The organism is Streptococcus sp. SG1, from assembly GCF_030439935.1.
Classification (GTDB): Bacteria; Bacillota; Bacilli; order Lactobacillales; family Streptococcaceae; genus Streptococcus; species Streptococcus gordonii.
In genome coordinates, this window is sequence record NZ_JAQFJC010000011.1 from 46,344 (window position 1) to 66,188 (window position 19,845).

The following is a 19,845-nucleotide window of genomic DNA, read 5'->3' on the forward strand; positions in this document are numbered from 1 at the left end:
TCTTGTTCTATTTTACCATAAAGATAGAGGGATAAGCTTGTCCCTCAAGATTTTTTTAGAAAAATCAATTTTTGCAAAATAAGAGAGCTTGAAAAGAGTCGATTCAAGCCTAGTCTGCCTTTTTGTCCTCTTCAAATAAAGCAGGTGCCAAGGCCTTGCTGACCATAGCTGTTAAAAATCGAAAAAGACCTGCCGCCAAGCCAAATATAGGAGCTAGATAGCGGAAAAAGAAATCTCCCCTAATAAATAAACACAGAAGACCCGTTATGATAAATAAAGCGACTGCCTGAATAAGGGAGAGCATGACTATTTTTTTCATTCAATATTCCTTTGTAGATGATCGTTTGTGATTGTTCAACTAAAACAGAGGGCTGGAATAGAATTCCAGCACCTGTTGCTTTCACTTGCCTAGAGTCCAATTTGGGCCAAAACACCCTGAAAATCTGTCTTAATAGCTTCGAATGCTACTGTCACTTCTTGACGCGTAACATTATTTTTGACAGTCAGCTCGCCACTTTCCAGCTCGCTCTCTCCAAGGGTAATAATAGTCTTCGCTTGGAAGATATCCGCTGATTTAAACTGGGCTTTGATCTTGCGGTCCAAATAGTCCCGTTCAGCCGCAAAACCTTGTGCTCGGAGAGACTGGACTAATTCCAAAGCTTTGCCATTGGCACCAGCCCCCAAAACAGCAATATAAGCGTCCAGGCCCATCTCAATCGGAAGCTCTACACCTTGCTTGTCCAAGACGAGAAGCAAACGTTCCAAGCCCATACCAAAGCCGACACCTGGAGTCTCAGGACCACCAAAGTAAGCAACCAGCCCATCATAACGGCCACCCGCACAAATGGTCAACTGACTGCCAGCCACCTCAGTCGTAAACTCGAAAATCGTGTGGTTGTAATAATCCAAACCACGGACCATGTTGGTATTGATAACATAAGGTATCTGTAAAGTCTCTAGCATAGAGCGAACAGCCGCAAAGTAAGCACTGCTCTCCTCATCCAGATAGTCCAGAATAGACGGCGCACCCTCTACGGCCACCTTATCCTCAGGCTCTTTAGAATCCAGCACGCGCAGGGGATTTTCTTCCAAGCGACGTTGACTGTCTGCAGACAGACTAGCCTTCAGTGGAGTCAAATAATCAATCAAAGCCTGACGATAAGCCGCTCTGCTCTCAGGATTCCCCAGTGTATTTAGCTCCAAGCTGACATTGGTGATGCCAATTTCCTTAAAGAATTGGGCTGCCATGGCGATCATTTCTACGTCTGTTGCAGGATTGCTAGATCCAAAGCACTCTGCTCCAATCTGGTGAAACTCCCGCAGACGACCAGCTTGTGGACGTTCATAGCGGAACATAGAGCCCATATAGTAGAGCTTGACAGGCTTTTGAACTTCCGGTGCGAAGAGCTTGTTTTCCACATAAGATCGAACGACAGGAGCTGTCCCTTCCGGACGAAGGGTGATGTGGCGGTCGCCCTTATCATAGAAGTCATACATTTCCTTGGTCACGATGTCTGTCGTATCTCCAACAGAACGGCTGATAACTTCATAATGCTCAAAAATAGGAGTACGAATCTCAGCATAATTGTATTTCCTAAATGTCTCACGGGCAAATTCTTCTACATATTGCCACTTGGCAGACTCTTGTGGGAGAATATCTTGAGTTCCCTTTGGTTTTTGTAATTTCATCTTCTCACCTCTGTCTTCTTTAGTACCTATATTTTACCACAAGTCCAGCATTTTTAGGAGTACAAATGGCATTTTCCAGCGGTAAGAAGTAAATCCGTTTTCATTTTGGAAAATATCTTGAAAAAATGTCAGAATTGTGAGAAAATAAAAACAATTCCAGCCAGAGAGAAGGAGATACCTATGAGAGACGATATCAAAATCAACGACCGAGCAGCTGCAATTCAGGATAAACTAGTAGAAAAACTCGAGCGCATTTACGATCCAGATGTAGAGCTAGATGTATATAACCTAGGCCTGATTTATGAGATCAACCTAGACGAAAGTGGCCACTGCAAGATTGTCATGACCTTTACTGATACAGCCTGCGACTGTGCTGAGAGCCTCCCCATCGCCATCATGGACTCTCTGAAGAAGATTGATGAGATCGAAAGTGTCTCTGTCGAGGTTACTTGGTCACCTGCTTGGAAAATTACCCGTATCAGCCGTTTCGGTCGTATCGCACTAGGGATTAGTCCTAAATAGAAAAACATTGAAATAAAAATATTGAACCCGCTAGAAAGCTAGCGGGTTCTTTTGTTATACATTGGCTATTTCTTGCCGGTTTCTTCTGGTTTCCAGAAGTCGGTCACAGCACCTTTAGCAGCAGAGGATACCATATGGGCATATTTACCAAGTACCCCGCGGCTATAAAGCGGTGGAATCGTTGTTTCTGCCTTGCGTTTCGCCAGCTCTTCATCAGAGACAGCCATGGAAATTTCCTTGGTATCTTGATCAACGGTTACTATATCGCCTGTGCGGAGATAAGCGATTGGGCCACCATCCTGAGCTTCCGGAGCAATGTGTCCGACAACCAAACCGTAAGTACCACCTGAGAAGCGGCCGTCTGTCAGAAGGGCAACCTTGTCCCCTTGACCTTTCCCTACAATGATAGAAGAAAGTGACAACATTTCTGGCATACCAGGGCCACCTTTTGGTCCAACGTAACGAACTACAACTACATCACCATCTACGACTTCATCGGCCAACACTGCATCAATAGCGGCTTCTTCTGAGTCAAATACCTTGGCTGGTCCGACGTGGCGACGTACTTTAACGCCAGAAACCTTAGCAACAGCGCCGTCTGGAGCCAGATTACCATGCAAGATGATCAATGGACCGTCTGCACGTTTTGGATTTTCAAGTGGCATGATGACTTTTTGACCTGGTGTCAGATCCGCAAAGTCTGCCAAGTTTTCTGCTACTGTCTTACCAGTACAAGTGATGCGATCACCGTGTAGGAAGCCGTTCGCCAAGAGATATTTCATCACAGCAGGCACCCCACCAACCTCATAAAGGTCTTGGAAGACGTACTGACCAGATGGTTTCAAGTCAGCCAAATGCGGTACCTTCTCTTGAATGCCATTGAAGTCATCAAGCGTCAGCTCAACATTAGCCGCATGAGCCATAGCTAGCAAGTGCAGAGTAGCATTAGTAGAGCCACCTAAAGCCATGGTCACTGTGATCGCATCTTCAAAGGCTTCACGCGTCAAGATATCAGAAGGTTTCAACCCCATCTTAAGCATATTAACAACCGCACGTCCAGCCGCTTCGATATCCTCTTTCTTGTCAGCAGATTCAGCTGGGTGAGAAGAGGAGCCTGGCAAGCTCATACCCAGAACTTCAATGGCTGTAGCCATGGTATTAGCTGTATACATACCACCACAGCCACCAGGGCCAGGGCAGGCATTACACTCGAGACGTTTCACGTCCTCCTCGGACATATCTCCGTGGTTCCATTTTCCGATTCCTTCAAATACGGAAACTAGGTCAATATCTTTCCCATCAAGGTTCCCTGGTGCAATCGTTCCACCGTAGGCGAAGATTGCGGGAATATCCATATTGGCAATGGCGATCATAGAGCCTGGCATGTTCTTATCACAGCCACCAATGGCCACAAAGGCATCCACATTGTGCCCGCCCATGGCAGCTTCGATAGAGTCTGCAATGATATCACGAGAGGTCAAAGAGAAGCGCATGCCTGGCGTACCCATGGCAATCCCGTCCGCAACGGTAATCGTGCCAAATTGTACAGGCCAAGCACCAGCAGATTTAACTCCTTCTTTTGCTAGCTTACCGAAGTCGTGCAAGTGCATGTTACAAGGGGTATTTTCCGCCCAAGTCGAAATCACCCCTACAATAGGTGTTTCAAAATCTTTATCCGTCATTCCTGTAGCCCGAAGCATGGCACGGTTTGGTGATTTAACCATGCTATCGTAAATCTTACTTCTATGACGGTTTTCTAGCTTATCTGTCATGTCTATTCCCTTCCTATCAGTGGTCTTTGTGTCCTATATTATACCACACTTGCCCTCAAATGAACAGAAGGAAATTTTTAAATTTTCAGAATTTTATAAAAATAATTGCTCTGCTATTTTCAAATTAAATAAAAAAATCTGTCAAGTAACTTTACTTTACAAAAAAGTTTTGATATACTGTTAAAGTTGATGTAAATCATCAAACTGAATCGAATTCATAAACTAAAAGGAGAAACAAACAATGGCAGTACCTGCACGTCGCACCTCAAAAGCGAAGAAAAACAAACGTCGTACTCACTACAAAGTAACAGCTCCATCTGTAACTTTTGACGAAACTACTGGAGATTACTCACGTTCTCACCGTGTATCACTTAAAGGATACTACAAAGGACGTAAGATCGCTAAAGCTGCTGCAGCTGAATAATAGAAGGGAGATACCATGCGCGTAAATATTACACTTGAACACAAAGAATCTGGTGAACGCTTGTACCTTACTTCTAAAAACAAACGTAACACTCCAGACCGTCTTCAATTGAAGAAATACTCACCAAAACTTCGCAAACACGTTGTGTTTACAGAGGTTAAATAATTGAGATAAAGAAAAGCCTATGAAACGTTGATTTCATAGGTTTTTTTCTTTTTGAGAAAATGCTATATATCACAATATAAATCATTTGAATCACTAGATTTTTATAAAATGAATTAGATGTTTGAATACATAAAAGACAGTAGCATCAATCTACTGTCTTTTCATTTGTTAGATAAATTATCAAGAATAGTAGTAGCTATTACTATGTTACCAAAACCTAAAACAGCATATCTCCAATGCACGCAATAAGATAATAAATAAGAACCGAAAACAGAGTTATTATTACCCCAACAACGACCGTATATAATATTATTTTTGTCTGACTTAAACTACTTATAAAGTTTTTTACCCTTTCATCTGATTCTATCATTTTATACTCTTCAGTAGTTTTATCCTTTAATAAATCCGATACAATATTTAAGTTGTTTTGCTTTTTAATTTTCTCGATCTCAAGCGATGTCTTTACAGTCCAAAAGAACAAGACTCCATAAATTATAAATCCTATTTTCCCAAAAATCATAACAGATGGAAAAATACTAAAACATGTTACTGCCATTAAAACTATAAATTTTTTAGTAAGATATGTACTTCTATCGCCCTTCATTTTAAAACCCCTTTCATCCCTTTTTACTAAATTATATACCATTGATTATTTTAAGTCAATAATTTTTATTCCATTTAAGTTTTTTTTTAATAAATATCTCATATAACATGATTTGTTTAAGATCTTGATGATTGCTAAAACTACAAATATATTTGAATTTTTGACAATATATCTCTTATGATATATACTATGTACTAGTAATTAATTTATCAATTTCAATATAAAATATTTCAAACGAGATTTAATATGCAATCAATAGGTAATAAAATTAAAACAAAAAGAAAGTCACTCGGACTTTCTCAAAAAGATTTGGCTGATGGAATTTGCGAACAAAGTTTAATTAGTAAAATCGAACGAACGAACTATTTCCCTTCCGCTGATATTCTTTATAAGTTATCACAAAAACTTCAAGTGGATATAAACTTCTTTTTCGATGAATCGTATGAGACTGTCTCTGATTTACGAAAGTTTATTACCATGTCCTCAAAGCTTTTAGAACATAGAAATTACACTGATTTAGAATATCTTTACAACCTTGAAAAAAGTAAATCAAATTCATTTAATGAGGATGAACAATCTTATTTAACATGGATTGAAGCTATTATACTCTTTTATAACTATGATAAAAAAGATAGTGCAATCGAGTTGCTTAAAAATCTTATTGACTCTTTATTCGATTATAAAAAAAATATTTTTTTAAAAGCTCTGAATACTCTAACAAATTTCTACTCAAATATAGGTTATAACGAAGAATATGAAAGAAACTACAAGAAACTTCTTCAAATCTATTCAACAAAAGATTTCCAATTAAAAGAGGATATAGAAGGATATATTCGGTTAAAATATAATTTTGCTCATCATTTAACGATTAACGGTCAATTACTGGATGCTTTAGAAACAGCATTAGAAACCATAGATTTTTGTAAAAATAATAATACAGCATATCAAATGCCTTCTCTACTTCTTCTCGTTGCTAATTCTTGTGAAAAATTTCTATCTAAAGAAGAGATTATACAATATTATACTGAAGCAAAAACGCTAGCTAAATTATACGGAAATGATGTGCTCTATCTCAAAATAAAAAACTACTTAATTAATTACAATAGTGATTAAACTCTTTTTAATATATTTATTCATATGAGAAAAATTCTTATATGTTCGAATATAGAAAAGCTAGCAGAGAGATTTCGGCTGGCTTTTTTATACCTAAATTACTACTAATGCCTTTATTTAAAGACATACCACTTAAAACCAACCTTCCGAAAAAGACTTATTTTCCTGAAAGGCAATTAGTGTAAAATGATGAATATGCAAGACTTACTTTAGATCCCAAAACCATCTATATGACTAGAAATCTTGTTTTTAAGGGCTTTTTTTGATTTTAACAAAATATCTGCATTTTATATTATCTATTCTAAACCGAAAAATCAATTTAAAGTTTTTATAATAGCTACAGTTTCTTTAATATTGAATTTATCTAGATAACAGAAATTCACCAATTTCTACTTTTAATGTAGATTCTAACTAGCTTAATTATAGGAATTACGCTATAATGAAGCCAAATAATGGCACATGTGGTGGCGAGATTATTTTTTATAAAACAAGACAGACTCATTTGGAATATAATGACGTTCAATAAGGTAAAGTCAAGTCCAAAAAAGTAATAAAAAATTATAACTAAAAAGGAGAATTACAATGTCTAGACAATGGAAGAAATTGATTCTTACTCTCTTCACTCTCCTAGCACTCTTCGTGATTGCTGGCTGCGGACAAAACCAAAAGACAGACAAAAAAGTCGCTCAATCTGATCAGAAAACGGCCATCCTGTCTGGAGAATGGGAATCTGTAGACGAACTTGAATCGATTCAAAAAGTGTTCATTCCCAAAGGTATGAAGGGCATCACTTTTGCAAGATTCATTGAAGCTTTCAAAGACTTTAAAATGGCACTAAAAGTTGACGGGAATACTGTTAACCTAAGTTATGATTACAATGTCACACCTTTTGCAAAAGCCTTTTATTCGATTTACAAAGATAAAGATAAAACAACAGAAGCTGATTTCATTAAAGAAGTTTATAAAGGCGAGTCAAGTTTTTCTGAAGGATTCAAACAATATAAAGTAAGCATGGATAATGATAGTGGCATTTTCAGATACTCTGCAACAGGAGATATTGATAAAAGCAAACAAACCATCTCATTTAAAGAAGGGTTGTCAATTCTTAATTCCTTCCCTGCTTCTGTAGGCGATAAATTAGATCCAGTCGTTTACAATTATGAGATCAAGGATGGTATTCTCTATCTTTATGCAGACGGTACCACCACAAAGGAAGGACTCCCTGCTCACTTTGAATTCCGTTTCAAACAAGTTCAAAAACAAGAGAAGAAATAGAAAGGAGAAGCAAAGATGTTTAAAAAATATATGAAAGCATTCTTAATCGCTTGCTGCTCTCTCTTTGTACTCACAGGATGCGGAAATAATTCTAACTCTAACTCTAGCTCTAGCACTGCCAAAACCTCTACCCTTGATGGAAAATGGGAAGCTGTTGACTTTAGAAGTTCGGTTGAACGTAGTTTAGGCTATCAAGACTTTGATGAAGAAAAGGCTACGCGACTAAGCTATTCTGACGGCTGGAAAGATCTAGCACCTACATTGAATATTTCTAACAATAAGGTTGAATTTGAATATACAGCTCCTATGCGAACTTGTCTCGGCAATTTCTACGATTACTACCTAAAGAAATACTCTGCGTCAACTATTTCTAAAGACGGTTTTATAAAGGCAAGATTTCGCAAGTTAAAAACAGATTTAGCAACTTATCAATCCCATATGAAATACACTACTTATGATTCTAACGACAATGATTACACGGTCCATTCTTTACTTAGAAATGGTAAAATCGATACTAAGAATCATACGATTACCTTCCCTGAAACACCAAATATTTTGCAATTAGTCGTACTTTCTATTGCAGATGTTAAAAATGAAAAAACGTATAACTATAGTATTGAAGGCGACATTCTTACATTGACTTTAGAATCACGAGATGAGGTAAATGATGTAACCGCCTATTTCAAAGTGAAATTCAAGAAAGTCCCAGAGACTAAAGATAAAGAATAAAAATCAAAAGACACCCTTTAGCACATTGAGCTAGGACTCAAAAGGGTGTCTTTTTATGCTCCCTTGTCTTACTACTAGTAATATGGACTTGTATCACAGTAGCTTTTCATTTTTTAAAAGATAGGCAACAAGAGCTTCATTTTAGATTTTGGATAGCGTGATAGTCTTGCCTATTTTTATTTGACAAGAAAAAGTAGACAGTGTATACTAAAGATAAATAAGTAGACAGTGTATACTTTTGGAGGAGATGAATGAAACGCAATACTGCCCAGCTGAAAGAACAGCTCATTCAAACGGGGGTTGACGAAATCGGAAAACATGGGATTGAACAGCTCTCGCTCAGGACTATCGCCAAGGCCTGTGGTGTAACTCACGGCACTCCATACCGCCATTTTGAGAGCAAGGAAGGCTATCTAAAGGTCGTTTTGGCCCGGCTTTCGCTCTTTCTCAATCAGGAAATCAATGAAAATATTGATGCGACAGGTTCTGCGCGTGATCAGTTGAGCCAGCTTGGTCTTAATTTCATTATTTTTGCCAAGACCTATCCTCATTTTTTCGAAGCTCTTTTTATCAAATTCCCTTTTAAATATATGAAGGTGACCCAGGACACCATTCTCTTGGAGTCTGACCTGCCTGGATTTGATAAATTCAAGGAGCTTGTTTTAAAGCTTCGTGAGGAGGAAAATTTTAGCAATAGCGAAGCGGAAAGTCTTTTTCACTTTTGGAGCTTTATCACAGGTCTAGCTGTTCTGGCCAACAGTCCTATCGGACAAGACCTTGATCCTCAAGACATCCAAAGCACGATCGAGCACATGCTTGACATTTATATCAAAGGAGAACAATCATGAAAACCTTGATTATTTACACCCACCCCAGCTCAACAGGCTTCAATGCTGCTATTCTCAAAGAAGTTCAAAGCAATCTTTCTAAGAATCACGAGGTGAAAACCTTGGACTTGTATGCTGAAAATTTTGATCCTATCTTGCGCTTTGACCAAGAACATAGACGCCGTGACCTGCACAAAGACCCTGAAATGGCAAAATACCGAGATTTGATTACTTGGGCAGACCACCTGATTTTCATTTTCCCTATCTGGTGGAGCGGTATGCCGGCCATTCTCAAAGGCTTTATCGACCGCGTATTTGCCGCTGACTTTGCCTACTCTTATAAGAAAGTCGGCATGCAAGGCCACCTGCAAGGCAAGTCCGGCTGGATTATCGTCAGCCACAATACTCCAGGTTTTGCCCTGCCTTTTGTCCAAGACTACGGCAAGGTACTGAAAAATCAAATCCTGAAACTTTGCGGTATTTCTCCAGTCAAACTGACTGAACTCAACAGTGTAGAACGCAAAACAGACCAACAACGCCAAGAAATGCTCAAGAAAATCGGGCAAATGGCCAGTCAGATTTAAGACAAAGAAACAGGCACTTCTTTTGAAGTGCCTATCTTTTTATGTTTAATCCAGCCCCACGCGCTTGAAGATTTCATCCACGCGCTTGGTGTAGTAAGTAGGATTGAAGATTTCATCAATCTCTTCCTGAGTCAGGCGGGAAGTGACTTCTGGGTCCGCTTCGAGCAAAGGCTTGAAGTCCACTTGATTGTCCCAAGACTGGGCAGTCTTTGGCTGTACCAAGTCATAAGCTTGCTCCCGCGTCATGCCTTTTTCAATCAAGGTCAACATAGCCCGCTGGCTGAAAATAAGACCAAAGGTCGAGTTCATGTTGCGCTTCATGTTTTCTGGGAAGACGGTCAGGTTCTTGACAATATTACCGAAGCGGTTGAGCATGTAGTCGATGAGAATGGTCGTGTCCGGTGCGATAATCCGCTCAGCAGATGAGTGGGAAATGTCGCGCTCATGCCAGAGAGAGACATTCTCAAAGGCTGTCACCATGTGACCGCGAATAACACGCGCCAGACCAGTCATGTTTTCAGAGCCGATTGGATTGCGTTTGTGAGGCATAGCAGATGAACCCTTTTGCCCCTTGGCAAAGAACTCTTCCACCTCGCGCTGCTCAGATTTTTGCAGACCACGGATTTCAGTTGCCATGCGCTCGATAGACGTCGCAATCAAGGCCAAAGCAGAGAAGTATTCAGCATGGAGATCACGTGGCAAGACTTGAGTCGAAATCTCCTGCGGACGGATGCCTAATTTCTCACAGACATAGCTTTCCACAAATGGCGGAATGTTGGCAAAGTTTCCAACCGCACCAGAGATTTTCCCAGCTTCCACACCCGCAGCCACAAGCTCGAAACGCTCGATATTGCGCTTCATTTCGCTGTACCAAGTCGCAAGCTTGAGACCAAAAGTCGTCGGCTCCGCATGCACCCCGTGGGTACGACCCATCATGATGGTAAACTTGTGCTCCCGCGCCCGCTCTGCAATGATGTCAGTGAAGCGACGTAGATCCTCACGGATGATGTCATTGGCCTGCTTGTAGAGGTAGCCGTAGGCCGTATCCACCACATCGGTCGAGGTAAGTCCATAGTGAACCCACTTGCGCTCCTCACCCAGTGTCTCAGAAACCGCCCGCGTGAAGGCCACCACATCGTGGCGCGTCTCCTGCTCAATCTCCAAGATGCGGTTAATGTCAAAGCCAGCCTTTTCACGAATCAAGGCCACATCTTCCTTGGGAATCTCACCCAACTCAGCCCAGGCCTCATCAGCCAGAATCTCTACCTCCAGCCAAGCCTTGTACTTATTTTCCTCAGTCCAAATGTTCGCCATTTCGGGGCGAGAATAACGGTTGATCATTGTTGTTAATTTTTCCTTTCTTTTGATGTTTCACTTAGCTAAGCAACCGATGGAAATCTTATTCAAATTCTTCTTTCCCAATCCATACAGATGGATAGTGATTTAGTGTATTCAAATCCGTATCCAACGGTACATCATAGATGGCTAAATAGTTTCCAGGGTATTGAGCAACTAATTCTTCATACTTAGCTTTCACTTTTTCGTGATTGCTGCTAGCATACAAGACTTCGACGACTGCTCCAGTCTTACCTTTCTCGACAAAGGCATTAACGATTATTTGAATCATAGGAATTGATTAAGTCCTTAGCCCGTATTCAGTTGGATAAATACGAGTGCCCTTGTTCCTTTCTATTAGTTTATTTTATTAGACGGAAATTTCACTTTTCCATTTTTCAAACTGTTCTTTAGCATCTCCTATTTTTGATAGATGCTTCATAACATGTACCTCATCTAAAAGATAAAGCAATACCAATAAATCTCTAGCAGTCTTTTCTCGTTCTTCATCAGAAATAGTACCAAAAAAATCAATATTCAAAACTTTGACTGGATCTTCAAAATGGCTTTCACCGTGTAAAACTAGTCTATACATCAAGTTTTCAAAATAATCTCTGTATTGATCATCTATTTTACTTACAATCATTGGATCTGTTGTTAATTTATGAATGTTTTGCTTATAATTAAACGTCCCATATGCTTCTAAAATTTTTCTCATTGCATTTCCAATAAAACTTTCTGAGTTATTTCTATCTCTTCCTGTTGCATAAGAAAAAACTAATTCAAGAAGTTCTGTATAATCGTGGGTCCCCGTCCTAAATTCCCGTAATTCACCAGAGACTAATTCTAATTTCTTGTATTTCGATACTTGTCCACCTTCTTCCACCTTACAAAATTCCATTATCTCCTGTAAAAATTTCTCAAAATCATACATCATCTGTTTATCGTGAGTCATTAAGATAACTCTAGTATGACTATTGCCCTTAAGAAATCTTGTTAAACAGTATTTTAAATATGATATTGTTCCTACTTTATTTTCCATGTCAAAACTCGAAATAGGATCATCAATAACAATAAAATATTCTTGACTATAAGCTTCTATTAGCTCCCTTTTTTGAATTATTTCTGTAAAGAAATAACATAGAGCTAACGCATTTCTCTCACCTACTGATATTCTACTAGGTTCTACAGATTTTCCTCTTGATAACAGGTAATACTTACTATTTTGATTTTTGATAGCTAGACGATTTTGTGAAAAAAATATGTAATTTAAACTTTTATTGATTTCGTTGACAGCAATATCTATATTGAGTTTCTGATTTTCTAAATCAAGAATATCTTGTTCATAACTTTTTGATTGCTGTTTACAAGTATTATATTCAGTTTCACAAGCTGACTTTCTTTTTGTTTTATCTTGAAATTTTTGATAGTCATCCTTAATTTCATAATATGCTAATTCATTATTGATTTTAAGTAAGTCAACTTTTAAACTCTTAATATCGGAGATTTCTATATTATGTTTTTCAACAGCTTGATTAATTTTCTCAATATCACTACTAACTTTAATCAATTCTTGAGAAATATCAATATCAGGTAACTCAATTATCACATATGGATTTTTGATTTTTTTGTCAATTACTATATTGATTTCTTCTAATTTACAATTTATAGCTTTAATATTATCTTGATAAGACTTAATTAAACTTAAATTTAGCTGTTCATAAGCTGACATGTCTAGTTCTTCAATCAAAAGAAACTTACTTTTTGCTAGCTTCTCTTGATGTTCTTCAACTTCTTTGGATAATAATTTAGTTATACCACTAATCAGTTCAGTTTGTACCTCTTCCGAAACCAGTTGAGTACAAAATGGGCAGGTCTTATTATGTTTGTTTGAAAAGAATTTTTCAACTTGCCTTAAATGGGGCTCGCCTTTCGAAGCATCTGATAATAACGACAGTAACTTTTTATCCCGAGAATTTAGTTCAGGATTCTCTATTTTTTTAGACAATAAATTAGCCAAGTCGTCTTTGTTAAAATTTATATCTGGTAATATTAACTTTTGAAGTGAAGAAACTTCAGAATTTTCTAATGATAAATACCTGTCTTTCTTAGTTTTAAAATCAATTTCTAATTTCTCTTTTGTAGAAGCTGGTTTTAATCTGACGAAATCTTGATATGTATTCCTATGTACAGGAGAAGCTGAGCGATTTCCTTTTATTTCTCTATCTCTCTCAGCCCAATGTCCCAGTCCCTTTAAAGAAGCATTTATTTTATCCATCCAATAGTCTGGAGATTTTTCGTTTTTCGCATCGTTATATTCTGCAAGCTCCAATTCATATTTTTGAAGTTTTATTTGTGCTTCAGATAACTCTTCTTTTTTTATATCAATTTTGCAATCAATATCAACCTGCTCACCTAAAATTACTATTGTGTCCAAACCATCTTGAGCAATTTTAACTTTTTGCTCAATGTAGTCCTCGTTGAAAACAAAAATTGATTTCTTGCTCGCCTCTTCTAATATAATATCACTATCCTGAGCATCAATAAGTGCTACTTTATCATCTATTCCAACTTCATCAGCCTTTAATTGATGAATCCCACGAGCAATCGTACTTTTCCCTGAGCCATTTCTCCCAAACAACAAACTAACTCTATTATTTTGTGTTCGATTTGTTCCATCAAACTTCCCGTCAAATAATTCTAGGCACGTCTCTTCCTCAAAGATACCTGATTTAATCTTGATTCCCTTTATCTTCTCAAACATTCTGTTACTCTCCAAACTCAACCACGCTATCCGGCACATCACTAAACAAAGTCACATGTCCCATTTTGCGGTTGTGCTTCGCTTCTATTTTACCATACAGATGGAGGTGGGCGCTTGGATTTTCTGTGACATATTTCTCAGCGACCTCGACATGCTGACCGAGTACATTAAGCATGACGGCAGGCGCATGTAGGTGGATAGCTGGCAATGGTGCTCCAAGGACGCCGAGAATATGGGTATCAAACTGCGAGAAGTCGCAGGCTTCGATAGAGTAGTGCCCAGAGTTGTGTGGACGTGGAGCAATCTCATTGACGATGATGTCATCAGCCGTCGCAAACATTTCCACGCAGAGGGTTCCAGACAGCTTGAGCTGTTCTGCGATTCGCACCGCCATTGCTTTGGCTTTCTCAGCTAGACTATCAGAAATGCGAGCTGGCACAATGGTCTTAGACAGGATGTTATTGCGGTGGATATTTTCCTGAACTGGGAAAACCGTCACGTCCTTGCCATTTCCAGATACAATGACAGAAATTTCAAGATCAAAATTGACGAATTCTTCCAAGACACAGTCAGCTGAATCAGCTAACGCATAGGCTTCTTCCAAGTCTGCTTCTGAACGAATAACCTTTTGACCATGGCCATCGTAACCACCAGTCGCAGTCTTGAGGACATAATTTTTCGACAGGTCGATATCAGCCAAGTCTTGGCTAGAAGTCACGACCTTGTAGGGTGCCACGGTGACTTGGGCCTTGTTTGAGAGAAAGTCCTTTTCAAAGATCCGATTTTGAGAAATGCGGAGCAGGTCCGTTCCTTGAGGGAGCTGACCATCCTTGATAACGGCATCCAAACCGTCCGCATCGACATTTTCAAACTCATAGGTCAGGACATCGCAACGCTCAGCCAGCTGACGCAGAGCATCCACGTCATTATAAAGGGCTACGATGATTTCTGCCACGCGAGAGGCAGGGCAATCCGCAGCAGGATCAAGCGCGATGACCTTGTGCCCCATGTAGATAGCAGAAATGGCCATCATCTGCCCCAACTGACCACCACCGATGATTCCGATTGTTTTAGATGAGCTCATTCGTAGACTCCTCTGCGATTTTTCCTTGTTCTTCAGCAAAATCCGCCAAAGCTGTCGCAATAGCCTGATCCTCTACTGAAAGAAGGCGGAGGGCAAAGAGAGCCGCATTTGTTGCTCCTGCTTCCCCAATAGCCATAGTTGCTACAGGCACACCGCCTGGCATCTGCACAATCGAATAAAGAGAGTCCAGACCGCTGAGAGCGCGTGATTTGACCGGTACACCGATGACAGGCAGAGTCGTTTTAGCCGCGACCATACCTGGTAGGTGTGCTGCGCCACCAGCACCTGCGATAATGACCTTGATACCGCGACTGCGAGCTTCTTCCGCATGTTGGAACATGATGTCAGGCGTGCGGTGGGCAGAGACGACTTTCTTTTCATAGGCTACACCAAAGCGGTCTAAGACTTGGGCTGTTTTTTGCATGGTTGCCCAGTCGGATTTGGAGCCCATAATGATGGAAATAATTGGTTTCATATTTTCTCCTCTGAATAAACTAATTCTTTTGCTCAATATTTTTTACAGTAGCTGATTCAACACTATAATGTTGAACAGTCTGATTAACCAGATTTTCAACGCTCTTAGGTTTTATCAATAAACGAAGTATAATTGTCACAAGAGGTATAATGCTCGGCAAATCCTTCCAGACAGGTGTCAACACTTCTTCACTATCACGTCTTAAAAGCCAGTACTTTATTGTCTGCAATATTTTTCTTCTACTTTTCGTCTTCTCAGCTGTTCCAATAATCAAAGCCATCAGACTATGCGTCTCAACGCCTGCTTGACCAAGAATGACCTCAGATTTAGCGTAGCTGTGACTGGCTAGTTCTATCATGATTTTTGGAAAATTAACTCCTGCTTTATAGGCGTTAGCAGGCTCTACCATTCTAGGATTACACTCTATATAGTAAAATTGGTCTCCCCTACGTATAAAATCTAGGGTTAGGCAACCATGCCATTGTATATATTGTCCTAATTTTTCAACATGCTCTCTCGTTCTTTTAGATTCTATGCTTAATCTTGCCGCAGCCGAACCACCCGCACCAGAACCTACTTTTACGCTAGAATGCACTGCGAGTAATTCTCCATGATCAAACACTGCTTGAACCTGACCATAGTCTCCAACTATGTCTTGCTGAACCATCCATTCCTCATCACTCGCTGTTAATTTGCTCGTCACTTCAGCCAAATCTTTCTTACTTGAAATCTTATAAACCGAGCGACCGGCAGTACCATAATCTGCTTTCAGCCAATAAGGATAGTCTAGCAGGATAGAGTCTGCATCTTTCACGTACTCCCACTTAGGTGTGGGAAGTCCTAATAAATCCGCAGTTTCAGCAAAAGCAATCTTCCCAGCCAACTTTTCAAACTGCTCTTGATCAGCAAGGGCGATTGGTAGCGATTGAGGCAAAAATTGTTTCCCATTCGCCAATAACCAGCCTTCTTCATGTGTTGGCAAAATGGCCTTGTAATTGGCTTTATGAAGCAACTGACTAACCTGTCTCAGATAATCTACAGGAAAACGATTCACATCAACTATCGGAACTCTATGGGTTAGACGACTGAAATATGCAATGGAAAATCTTCTAGGAGATAACACATCAATTTTATAGCCTTCTTTCAACAAAACTGTCAAAGTTTCTCGTGAGGTCAAGCTTGAACCTTCTAAAAATAGCAACCTATTTTTCATTTTTCAAACACCTGAAGTCTATTTTTAAGTCTCACGGCTAAAAGTTTCATAGATTTGATTTACAAAGCCTTACCACCAATATCATGCCTATAAAAGAAGCCTGTGGTGTCTTGTTTTTTTAGTTGGTCGTAGATTCTTTCCTGCGCAGCTGAGACGGTATCTGCTGTGGTGACCAGCATGTACACCCGGCCGCCATTTGACAGCAGTGCTCTGCTATTTTCCGCAAACTTAGCCCCTGCATAGTAGGTGATGATGTCGCCGTCTGTCTTCTCTGGCAGAGGCAGGCCTTTCTCATAGTCCAGCGGGTAGCCCTCTGAGGCGACAACCACGCCAAGGGTCACGCCCTCATTCAGCCAGGTGATAGCAGGCTCTTTCTTGTCCAAAATGTCCGTGATGTTCTGCGCAAAGTCAGACGTCAAGCGTGGCAGGATAATCTGGGTTTCTGGGTCACCGAAGCGCGAGTTGAATTCGATAACCTTAGGACCATCGGCTGTCAGAATCAGCCCAGCGTAGAGCACGCCCAGATAAGGTCGGCCCTCAGCTATCATACCTTTGAGAACTGGCTTAATAATCGACTCAACTGACTGGTCCACCACGCTTTGTGGCAGGTGAGGCACTGGCGCATAAGCTCCCATACCACCTGTATTGGGACCCTTGTCCCCATCGTAGGCCCGCTTGTGATCCTGAGCCGTCGGCATGATGTAAAACTTGTCCCCATTGACAAAGGCAAATAGGGAGAACTCCTCGCCGTCCAGGAACTCTTCGATAACCACGCGCGCACCGCTGTCGCCGAACTTATTGTCCAAGAGCATCTCCTGCGCGGCCTCAACCGCCTGCTCTACTGTCTCTGCGACGACCACGCCTTTACCCAGAGCCAAGCCGTCCGCCTTGACCACGATAGGCGCTCCCTGCTTTTCGATATAAGTTTTGGCTTCCTCAAAGTCGGAAAATGTGCCATAGGCTGCTGTCGGAACACAGTACTTAACCATGATTTCCTTGGCAAAATCCTTGGACCACTCCAGCTCCGCTGCTAAACGAGATGGACCAAAAGCCTTGAGTCCAGCTTGGTTAAAATCATCTACAATTCCAGCTGCCAGCGCATCATCCGGTCCGATAAAGGTCCAAGCAATATCATTCTTCTTGGCAAATTCAATCAGTTTGGAATGTTCGGAAATTCCAATGTTCACTAAATCCAACCCATCCAAGGTCATGCCATCATTTCCAGGAGCGACAAACACCTGCTCCACACCCTGAGACTCCAACAATTTCTTGGCAATCGCATGCTCACGACCGCCTGAACCAACGACTAAAAGCTTCATAGCTAAGATACCTCTATGTTCATATCATAGGCGCTTACGCACCAAGCTAACACATCACGTAAAAATCATTGCCATTTTTACGAATTATTCATCTAAATTATATCACAATCGTTCGTTTTATGCCATTTGAAACGAAAGAAATATGGTAGAACAAACTTGATAATTTCTAAACTTTGATTTTTCCAATAAATTTCCCGAATAATATAAGTGGAGTTTTCCAAAAAAATATTGTAAAGGAGATGTATGAAAAAATACAAAAATTTCTTACTGCTTTCAGCAACCTTGCTGACCTCACTATCCGCTCCATTAGCTGCAGCGAATGAACAGTTTAGCCCATCCCAGCTGACGGCTATGACCAGCGAAGTTTCCGTTCAGCTTGAAGGACAAACAGCGATTGTTCAGTACCAACCGACCGCTGCGCAAGAAGCTTACCCCATCCAACATGCCGTCTGGTCTGAGGAGGGTGGCCAAGACGATATTGTCTGGTATTCAGCTAATCAAAGCACGACCAGGATTGACTTGTCTCAGCACAAGGGCCAGGGCAAATTTCACATCGAGACTTATCTCAATGTAAATGGTGTCAAATATCACTTGAGTAGTAAATCGGTCTTTCTAAACAAGCCGGTTCAATCAGCCGAAAAAACTGTCCCTGAACAACAAAACAGCACTTCGTCTAACAATGCTACACCTCAAGCGCCTGCTGAGCAAAAGCCAACTAATCCAGCACCTTCTCCAGCTCCGGCCCCCGCGACCAATAGAGTTGAAAACCGTCGGAACTCCTATCAAAAAGTCGAAGATCGAAACAAATCTCTTCCTCCTCAAAAGGTAGCTCAACCAAAGGCGACACCCCCTCAGGCAAAGCCAAGCAATAACAAACCTCTGCAAGCTTCAGCTGCTAGAGTACCAGCAGAGCCTGTCAGAGACAGCAAGCCACTCATCAGTATTACCAACATTAATAAGGAAAATGGAACCTATACCGTAAGGGTCCAAGAAAGTCCTTATTCTAAGAGAATAAAAAGTGTGCAGGTGCCTATTTGGAGTACTGCTAATCAAAGCAATCTTAAATGGTATGAGGCTTCACAAATAGGCAACGGAAGCTTCTCCGTTCAATTCGATATCCGAAATCACCAGCAGCTTTACGGCGACTATATCAATCACGTCTACATTACCTATGAAGACGGTAGCCGAGCTGGCTATGTTGCTGAAAATGTCAATCTGCCTCAGCCAGCACCCCAACCACTAACTCCGAGTCTGCAAGTGGTCCATAAAGGCCAATCGACCTATCAAGTTATCTTACAAAATAGTTTCGGTGACGGCCATATTCTCTTCCCCATCTGGTCAGATATTAATGGCCAAGACGACCTCCGCTGGTATACAGCTAATTCTCTTGGTAATGGGCGCTATTCGTTAGATTTCAACGCCAACAATCATATCGGTGACGGTCTCTATCATGTCCATGTCTATCGACAATCTGGTGGGAAAGTAACGGGTGTCATGGCCTCTAATTTTCAAGTGACACGCCCAACGGTAACTGTGAGAAAACCTCTTAACCATGCAACCGACCCAAGTAACACCTACCCTGTTGGTGAATGTACATGGGGTGCCAAGGCTCTCGCTCCTTGGGCAGGAAACTGGTGGGGAAATGGTGGGGACTGGGCAGCCAGTGCTCGCCGAGCAGGATTCCGTGTAGGATCCACACCTCAGGTCGGAGCTATTGCCTGCTGGACTGACGGTGGATACGGACACGTCGGCGTCGTCACGCATGTTGATTCACATAAGCGTATCCAAATTCAGGAATCCAACTACGCTGGACAGCGCTATATCGCTAATTTTCGTGGCTGGTTTGACCCAACCATCGCTCAGGGCACGGTTTCCTATATCTACCCAAATTAACCCTATCATTTAGCACCTCCCTTATTTCGGAGGGCTTTTTTATATTGCTGTAAAACAT

20 protein-coding genes are annotated in these 19,845 nt (G+C 40.7%); 9 read left to right on the plus strand and 11 right to left on the minus strand.

Annotated elements, in window-relative coordinates:
* Nucleotides 1-109: 109 nt before the first annotated feature.
* Both PCY06_RS09585 and hisS read right to left on the minus strand, forming a co-directional pair.
* Nucleotides 110-319 carry a hypothetical protein gene (locus PCY06_RS09585; RefSeq protein WP_012131029.1) on the minus strand — a complete coding sequence of 70 codons (210 nt, stop codon included), beginning with the start codon at nt 317-319 and terminating at the stop codon, nt 110-112.
* An 89-nt stretch (nt 320-408) separates the two neighbouring features.
* Nucleotides 409-1,689, minus strand: a complete 1,281-nt coding sequence (gene hisS / locus PCY06_RS09590) for a histidine--tRNA ligase (RefSeq protein WP_012131030.1) — start codon at nt 1,687-1,689, stop codon at nt 409-411.
* 180 nt (nt 1,690-1,869) lie between these two features.
* Between hisS and PCY06_RS09595 the strand changes: the two genes are divergently transcribed.
* Nucleotides 1,870-2,211 carry a metal-sulfur cluster assembly factor gene (locus tag PCY06_RS09595; protein ID WP_012131031.1) on the plus strand — a complete coding sequence of 114 codons (342 nt, stop codon included), beginning with the start codon at nt 1,870-1,872 and terminating at the stop codon, nt 2,209-2,211.
* A gap of 65 nt (nt 2,212-2,276) precedes the next feature.
* Here the strand turns inward: PCY06_RS09595 and ilvD are convergent, their stop codons facing one another.
* On the minus strand, nt 2,277-3,983 hold the full coding sequence (ilvD, locus tag PCY06_RS09600) for a dihydroxy-acid dehydratase (protein ID WP_012131032.1): 1,707 nt from the start codon (nt 3,981-3,983) through the stop codon (nt 2,277-2,279).
* A 241-nt stretch (nt 3,984-4,224) separates the two neighbouring features.
* Here ilvD and rpmF point away from each other — a divergent pair, with 241 nt between their 5' ends.
* Entirely contained in the window at nt 4,225-4,407 is a 183-nt protein-coding gene (gene rpmF / locus PCY06_RS09605) for a 50S ribosomal protein L32 (RefSeq protein ID WP_008809991.1), read from the plus strand.
* Between the two features lie 15 nt (nt 4,408-4,422).
* The gene (gene rpmG / locus PCY06_RS09610) at nt 4,423-4,572 is read left to right on the plus strand and encodes a 50S ribosomal protein L33 (RefSeq protein WP_001265622.1); all 150 of its coding nucleotides are present in this window, start codon (nt 4,423-4,425) and stop codon (nt 4,570-4,572) included.
* Nucleotides 4,573-4,789: 217 nt separating this feature from the next.
* On the opposite strand, the gene PCY06_RS09615 is transcribed toward rpmG, so the two are convergent.
* A complete protein-coding gene (locus PCY06_RS09615; protein WP_096754938.1) occupies nt 4,790-5,176 on the minus strand; it encodes a hypothetical protein in 387 nt (128 codons plus the stop codon).
* Nucleotides 5,177-5,422: 246 nt separating this feature from the next.
* Between PCY06_RS09615 and PCY06_RS09620 the strand changes: the two genes are divergently transcribed.
* From PCY06_RS09620 to PCY06_RS09640, 5 genes are all read left to right on the plus strand, one after another.
* Complete coding sequence (locus PCY06_RS09620; RefSeq protein ID WP_060554258.1) at nt 5,423-6,289, plus strand: helix-turn-helix domain-containing protein; 867 nt, start codon at nt 5,423-5,425, stop codon at nt 6,287-6,289.
* 582 nt (nt 6,290-6,871) lie between these two features.
* On the plus strand, nt 6,872-7,564 hold the full coding sequence (locus PCY06_RS09625; RefSeq protein WP_301390550.1) for a hypothetical protein: 693 nt from the start codon (nt 6,872-6,874) through the stop codon (nt 7,562-7,564).
* Nucleotides 7,565-7,579: 15 nt separating this feature from the next.
* The gene (locus PCY06_RS09630; protein WP_053794292.1) at nt 7,580-8,293 is read left to right on the plus strand and encodes a hypothetical protein; all 714 of its coding nucleotides are present in this window, start codon (nt 7,580-7,582) and stop codon (nt 8,291-8,293) included.
* Between the two features lie 251 nt (nt 8,294-8,544).
* Nucleotides 8,545-9,141: a TetR/AcrR family transcriptional regulator gene (locus PCY06_RS09635; RefSeq protein ID WP_053794291.1), complete on the plus strand. Its 597-nt coding sequence runs from the start codon at nt 8,545-8,547 to the stop codon at nt 9,139-9,141.
* Complete coding sequence (locus tag PCY06_RS09640; RefSeq protein ID WP_301390551.1) at nt 9,138-9,704, plus strand: NAD(P)H-dependent oxidoreductase; 567 nt, start codon at nt 9,138-9,140, stop codon at nt 9,702-9,704. The genes PCY06_RS09635 and PCY06_RS09640 overlap by 4 nt, the downstream gene beginning before the upstream one ends.
* Nucleotides 9,705-9,749: 45 nt before the next feature.
* Here PCY06_RS09640 and purB read toward each other — a convergent pair whose 3' ends face one another.
* The 7 genes from purB to purD all read right to left on the minus strand — a co-directional run bounded on the left by purB (nt 9,750) and on the right by purD (nt 17,894).
* Nucleotides 9,750-11,045 carry an adenylosuccinate lyase gene (purB, locus tag PCY06_RS09645; protein WP_301390552.1) on the minus strand — a complete coding sequence of 432 codons (1,296 nt, stop codon included), beginning with the start codon at nt 11,043-11,045 and terminating at the stop codon, nt 9,750-9,752.
* 58 nt (nt 11,046-11,103) lie between these two features.
* Nucleotides 11,104-11,331, minus strand: a complete 228-nt coding sequence (locus PCY06_RS09650; RefSeq protein ID WP_301390553.1) for a phosphoribosylaminoimidazole carboxylase — start codon at nt 11,329-11,331, stop codon at nt 11,104-11,106.
* Nucleotides 11,332-11,409: 78 nt separating this feature from the next.
* Nucleotides 11,410-13,803, minus strand: coding sequence for an AAA family ATPase (locus tag PCY06_RS09655; RefSeq protein WP_301390554.1), 2,394 nt, complete (start codon nt 13,801-13,803; stop codon nt 11,410-11,412).
* Nucleotides 13,804-13,807: 4 nt separating this feature from the next.
* Entirely contained in the window at nt 13,808-14,887 is a 1,080-nt protein-coding gene (purK, locus tag PCY06_RS09660) for a 5-(carboxyamino)imidazole ribonucleotide synthase (protein WP_301390555.1), read from the minus strand.
* Nucleotides 14,874-15,362 carry a 5-(carboxyamino)imidazole ribonucleotide mutase gene (gene purE, locus PCY06_RS09665; protein WP_004192664.1) on the minus strand — a complete coding sequence of 163 codons (489 nt, stop codon included), beginning with the start codon at nt 15,360-15,362 and terminating at the stop codon, nt 14,874-14,876. The genes purK and purE overlap by 14 nt, the downstream gene beginning before the upstream one ends.
* 19 nt (nt 15,363-15,381) lie before the next feature.
* Complete coding sequence (locus tag PCY06_RS09670) at nt 15,382-16,575, minus strand: ATP-grasp domain-containing protein (RefSeq protein WP_301390556.1); 1,194 nt, start codon at nt 16,573-16,575, stop codon at nt 15,382-15,384.
* 59 nt (nt 16,576-16,634) lie between these two features.
* The gene (gene purD / locus PCY06_RS09675; RefSeq protein ID WP_301390557.1) at nt 16,635-17,894 is read right to left on the minus strand and encodes a phosphoribosylamine--glycine ligase; all 1,260 of its coding nucleotides are present in this window, start codon (nt 17,892-17,894) and stop codon (nt 16,635-16,637) included.
* Nucleotides 17,895-18,137: 243 nt separating this feature from the next.
* Between purD and PCY06_RS09680 the strand changes: the two genes are divergently transcribed.
* On the plus strand, nt 18,138-19,787 hold the full coding sequence (locus PCY06_RS09680) for a GBS Bsp-like repeat-containing protein (RefSeq protein ID WP_301390558.1): 1,650 nt from the start codon (nt 18,138-18,140) through the stop codon (nt 19,785-19,787).
* The last annotated feature ends 58 nt before the right edge of the window (nt 19,788-19,845 follow it).

Coding starts and splice junctions, on each gene's coding strand:
- PCY06_RS09630 (WP_053794292.1), top strand. CDS start 7,580: ATGTTTAAAAAATATATGAAAGCATTCTTAATCGCTTGCTGCTCTCTC.
- PCY06_RS09680 (WP_301390558.1), top strand. CDS start 18,138: ATGAAAAAATACAAAAATTTCTTACTGCTTTCAGCAACCTTGCTGACC.
- PCY06_RS09585 (WP_012131029.1), bottom strand. CDS start 319: ATGAAAAAAATAGTCATGCTCTCCCTTATTCAGGCAGTCGCTTTATTT.
- purE (WP_004192664.1), bottom strand. CDS start 15,362: ATGAAACCAATTATTTCCATCATTATGGGCTCCAAATCCGACTGGGCA.
- PCY06_RS09615 (WP_096754938.1), bottom strand. CDS start 5,176: ATGAAGGGCGATAGAAGTACATATCTTACTAAAAAATTTATAGTTTTA.
- ilvD (WP_012131032.1), bottom strand. CDS start 3,983: ATGACAGATAAGCTAGAAAACCGTCATAGAAGTAAGATTTACGATAGC.
- PCY06_RS09640 (WP_301390551.1), top strand. CDS start 9,138: ATGAAAACCTTGATTATTTACACCCACCCCAGCTCAACAGGCTTCAAT.
- PCY06_RS09595 (WP_012131031.1), top strand. CDS start 1,870: ATGAGAGACGATATCAAAATCAACGACCGAGCAGCTGCAATTCAGGAT.
- PCY06_RS09670 (WP_301390556.1), bottom strand. CDS start 16,575: ATGAAAAATAGGTTGCTATTTTTAGAAGGTTCAAGCTTGACCTCACGA.
- PCY06_RS09655 (WP_301390554.1), bottom strand. CDS start 13,803: ATGTTTGAGAAGATAAAGGGAATCAAGATTAAATCAGGTATCTTTGAG.
- rpmG (WP_001265622.1), top strand. CDS start 4,423: ATGCGCGTAAATATTACACTTGAACACAAAGAATCTGGTGAACGCTTG.
- hisS (WP_012131030.1), bottom strand. CDS start 1,689: ATGAAATTACAAAAACCAAAGGGAACTCAAGATATTCTCCCACAAGAG.
- purB (WP_301390552.1), bottom strand. CDS start 11,045: ATGATCAACCGTTATTCTCGCCCCGAAATGGCGAACATTTGGACTGAG.
- purD (WP_301390557.1), bottom strand. CDS start 17,894: ATGAAGCTTTTAGTCGTTGGTTCAGGCGGTCGTGAGCATGCGATTGCC.
- PCY06_RS09620 (WP_060554258.1), top strand. CDS start 5,423: ATGCAATCAATAGGTAATAAAATTAAAACAAAAAGAAAGTCACTCGGA.
- PCY06_RS09625 (WP_301390550.1), top strand. CDS start 6,872: ATGTCTAGACAATGGAAGAAATTGATTCTTACTCTCTTCACTCTCCTA.
- PCY06_RS09650 (WP_301390553.1), bottom strand. CDS start 11,331: ATGATTCAAATAATCGTTAATGCCTTTGTCGAGAAAGGTAAGACTGGA.
- PCY06_RS09635 (WP_053794291.1), top strand. CDS start 8,545: ATGAAACGCAATACTGCCCAGCTGAAAGAACAGCTCATTCAAACGGGG.
- purK (WP_301390555.1), bottom strand. CDS start 14,887: ATGAGCTCATCTAAAACAATCGGAATCATCGGTGGTGGTCAGTTGGGG.
- rpmF (WP_008809991.1), top strand. CDS start 4,225: ATGGCAGTACCTGCACGTCGCACCTCAAAAGCGAAGAAAAACAAACGT.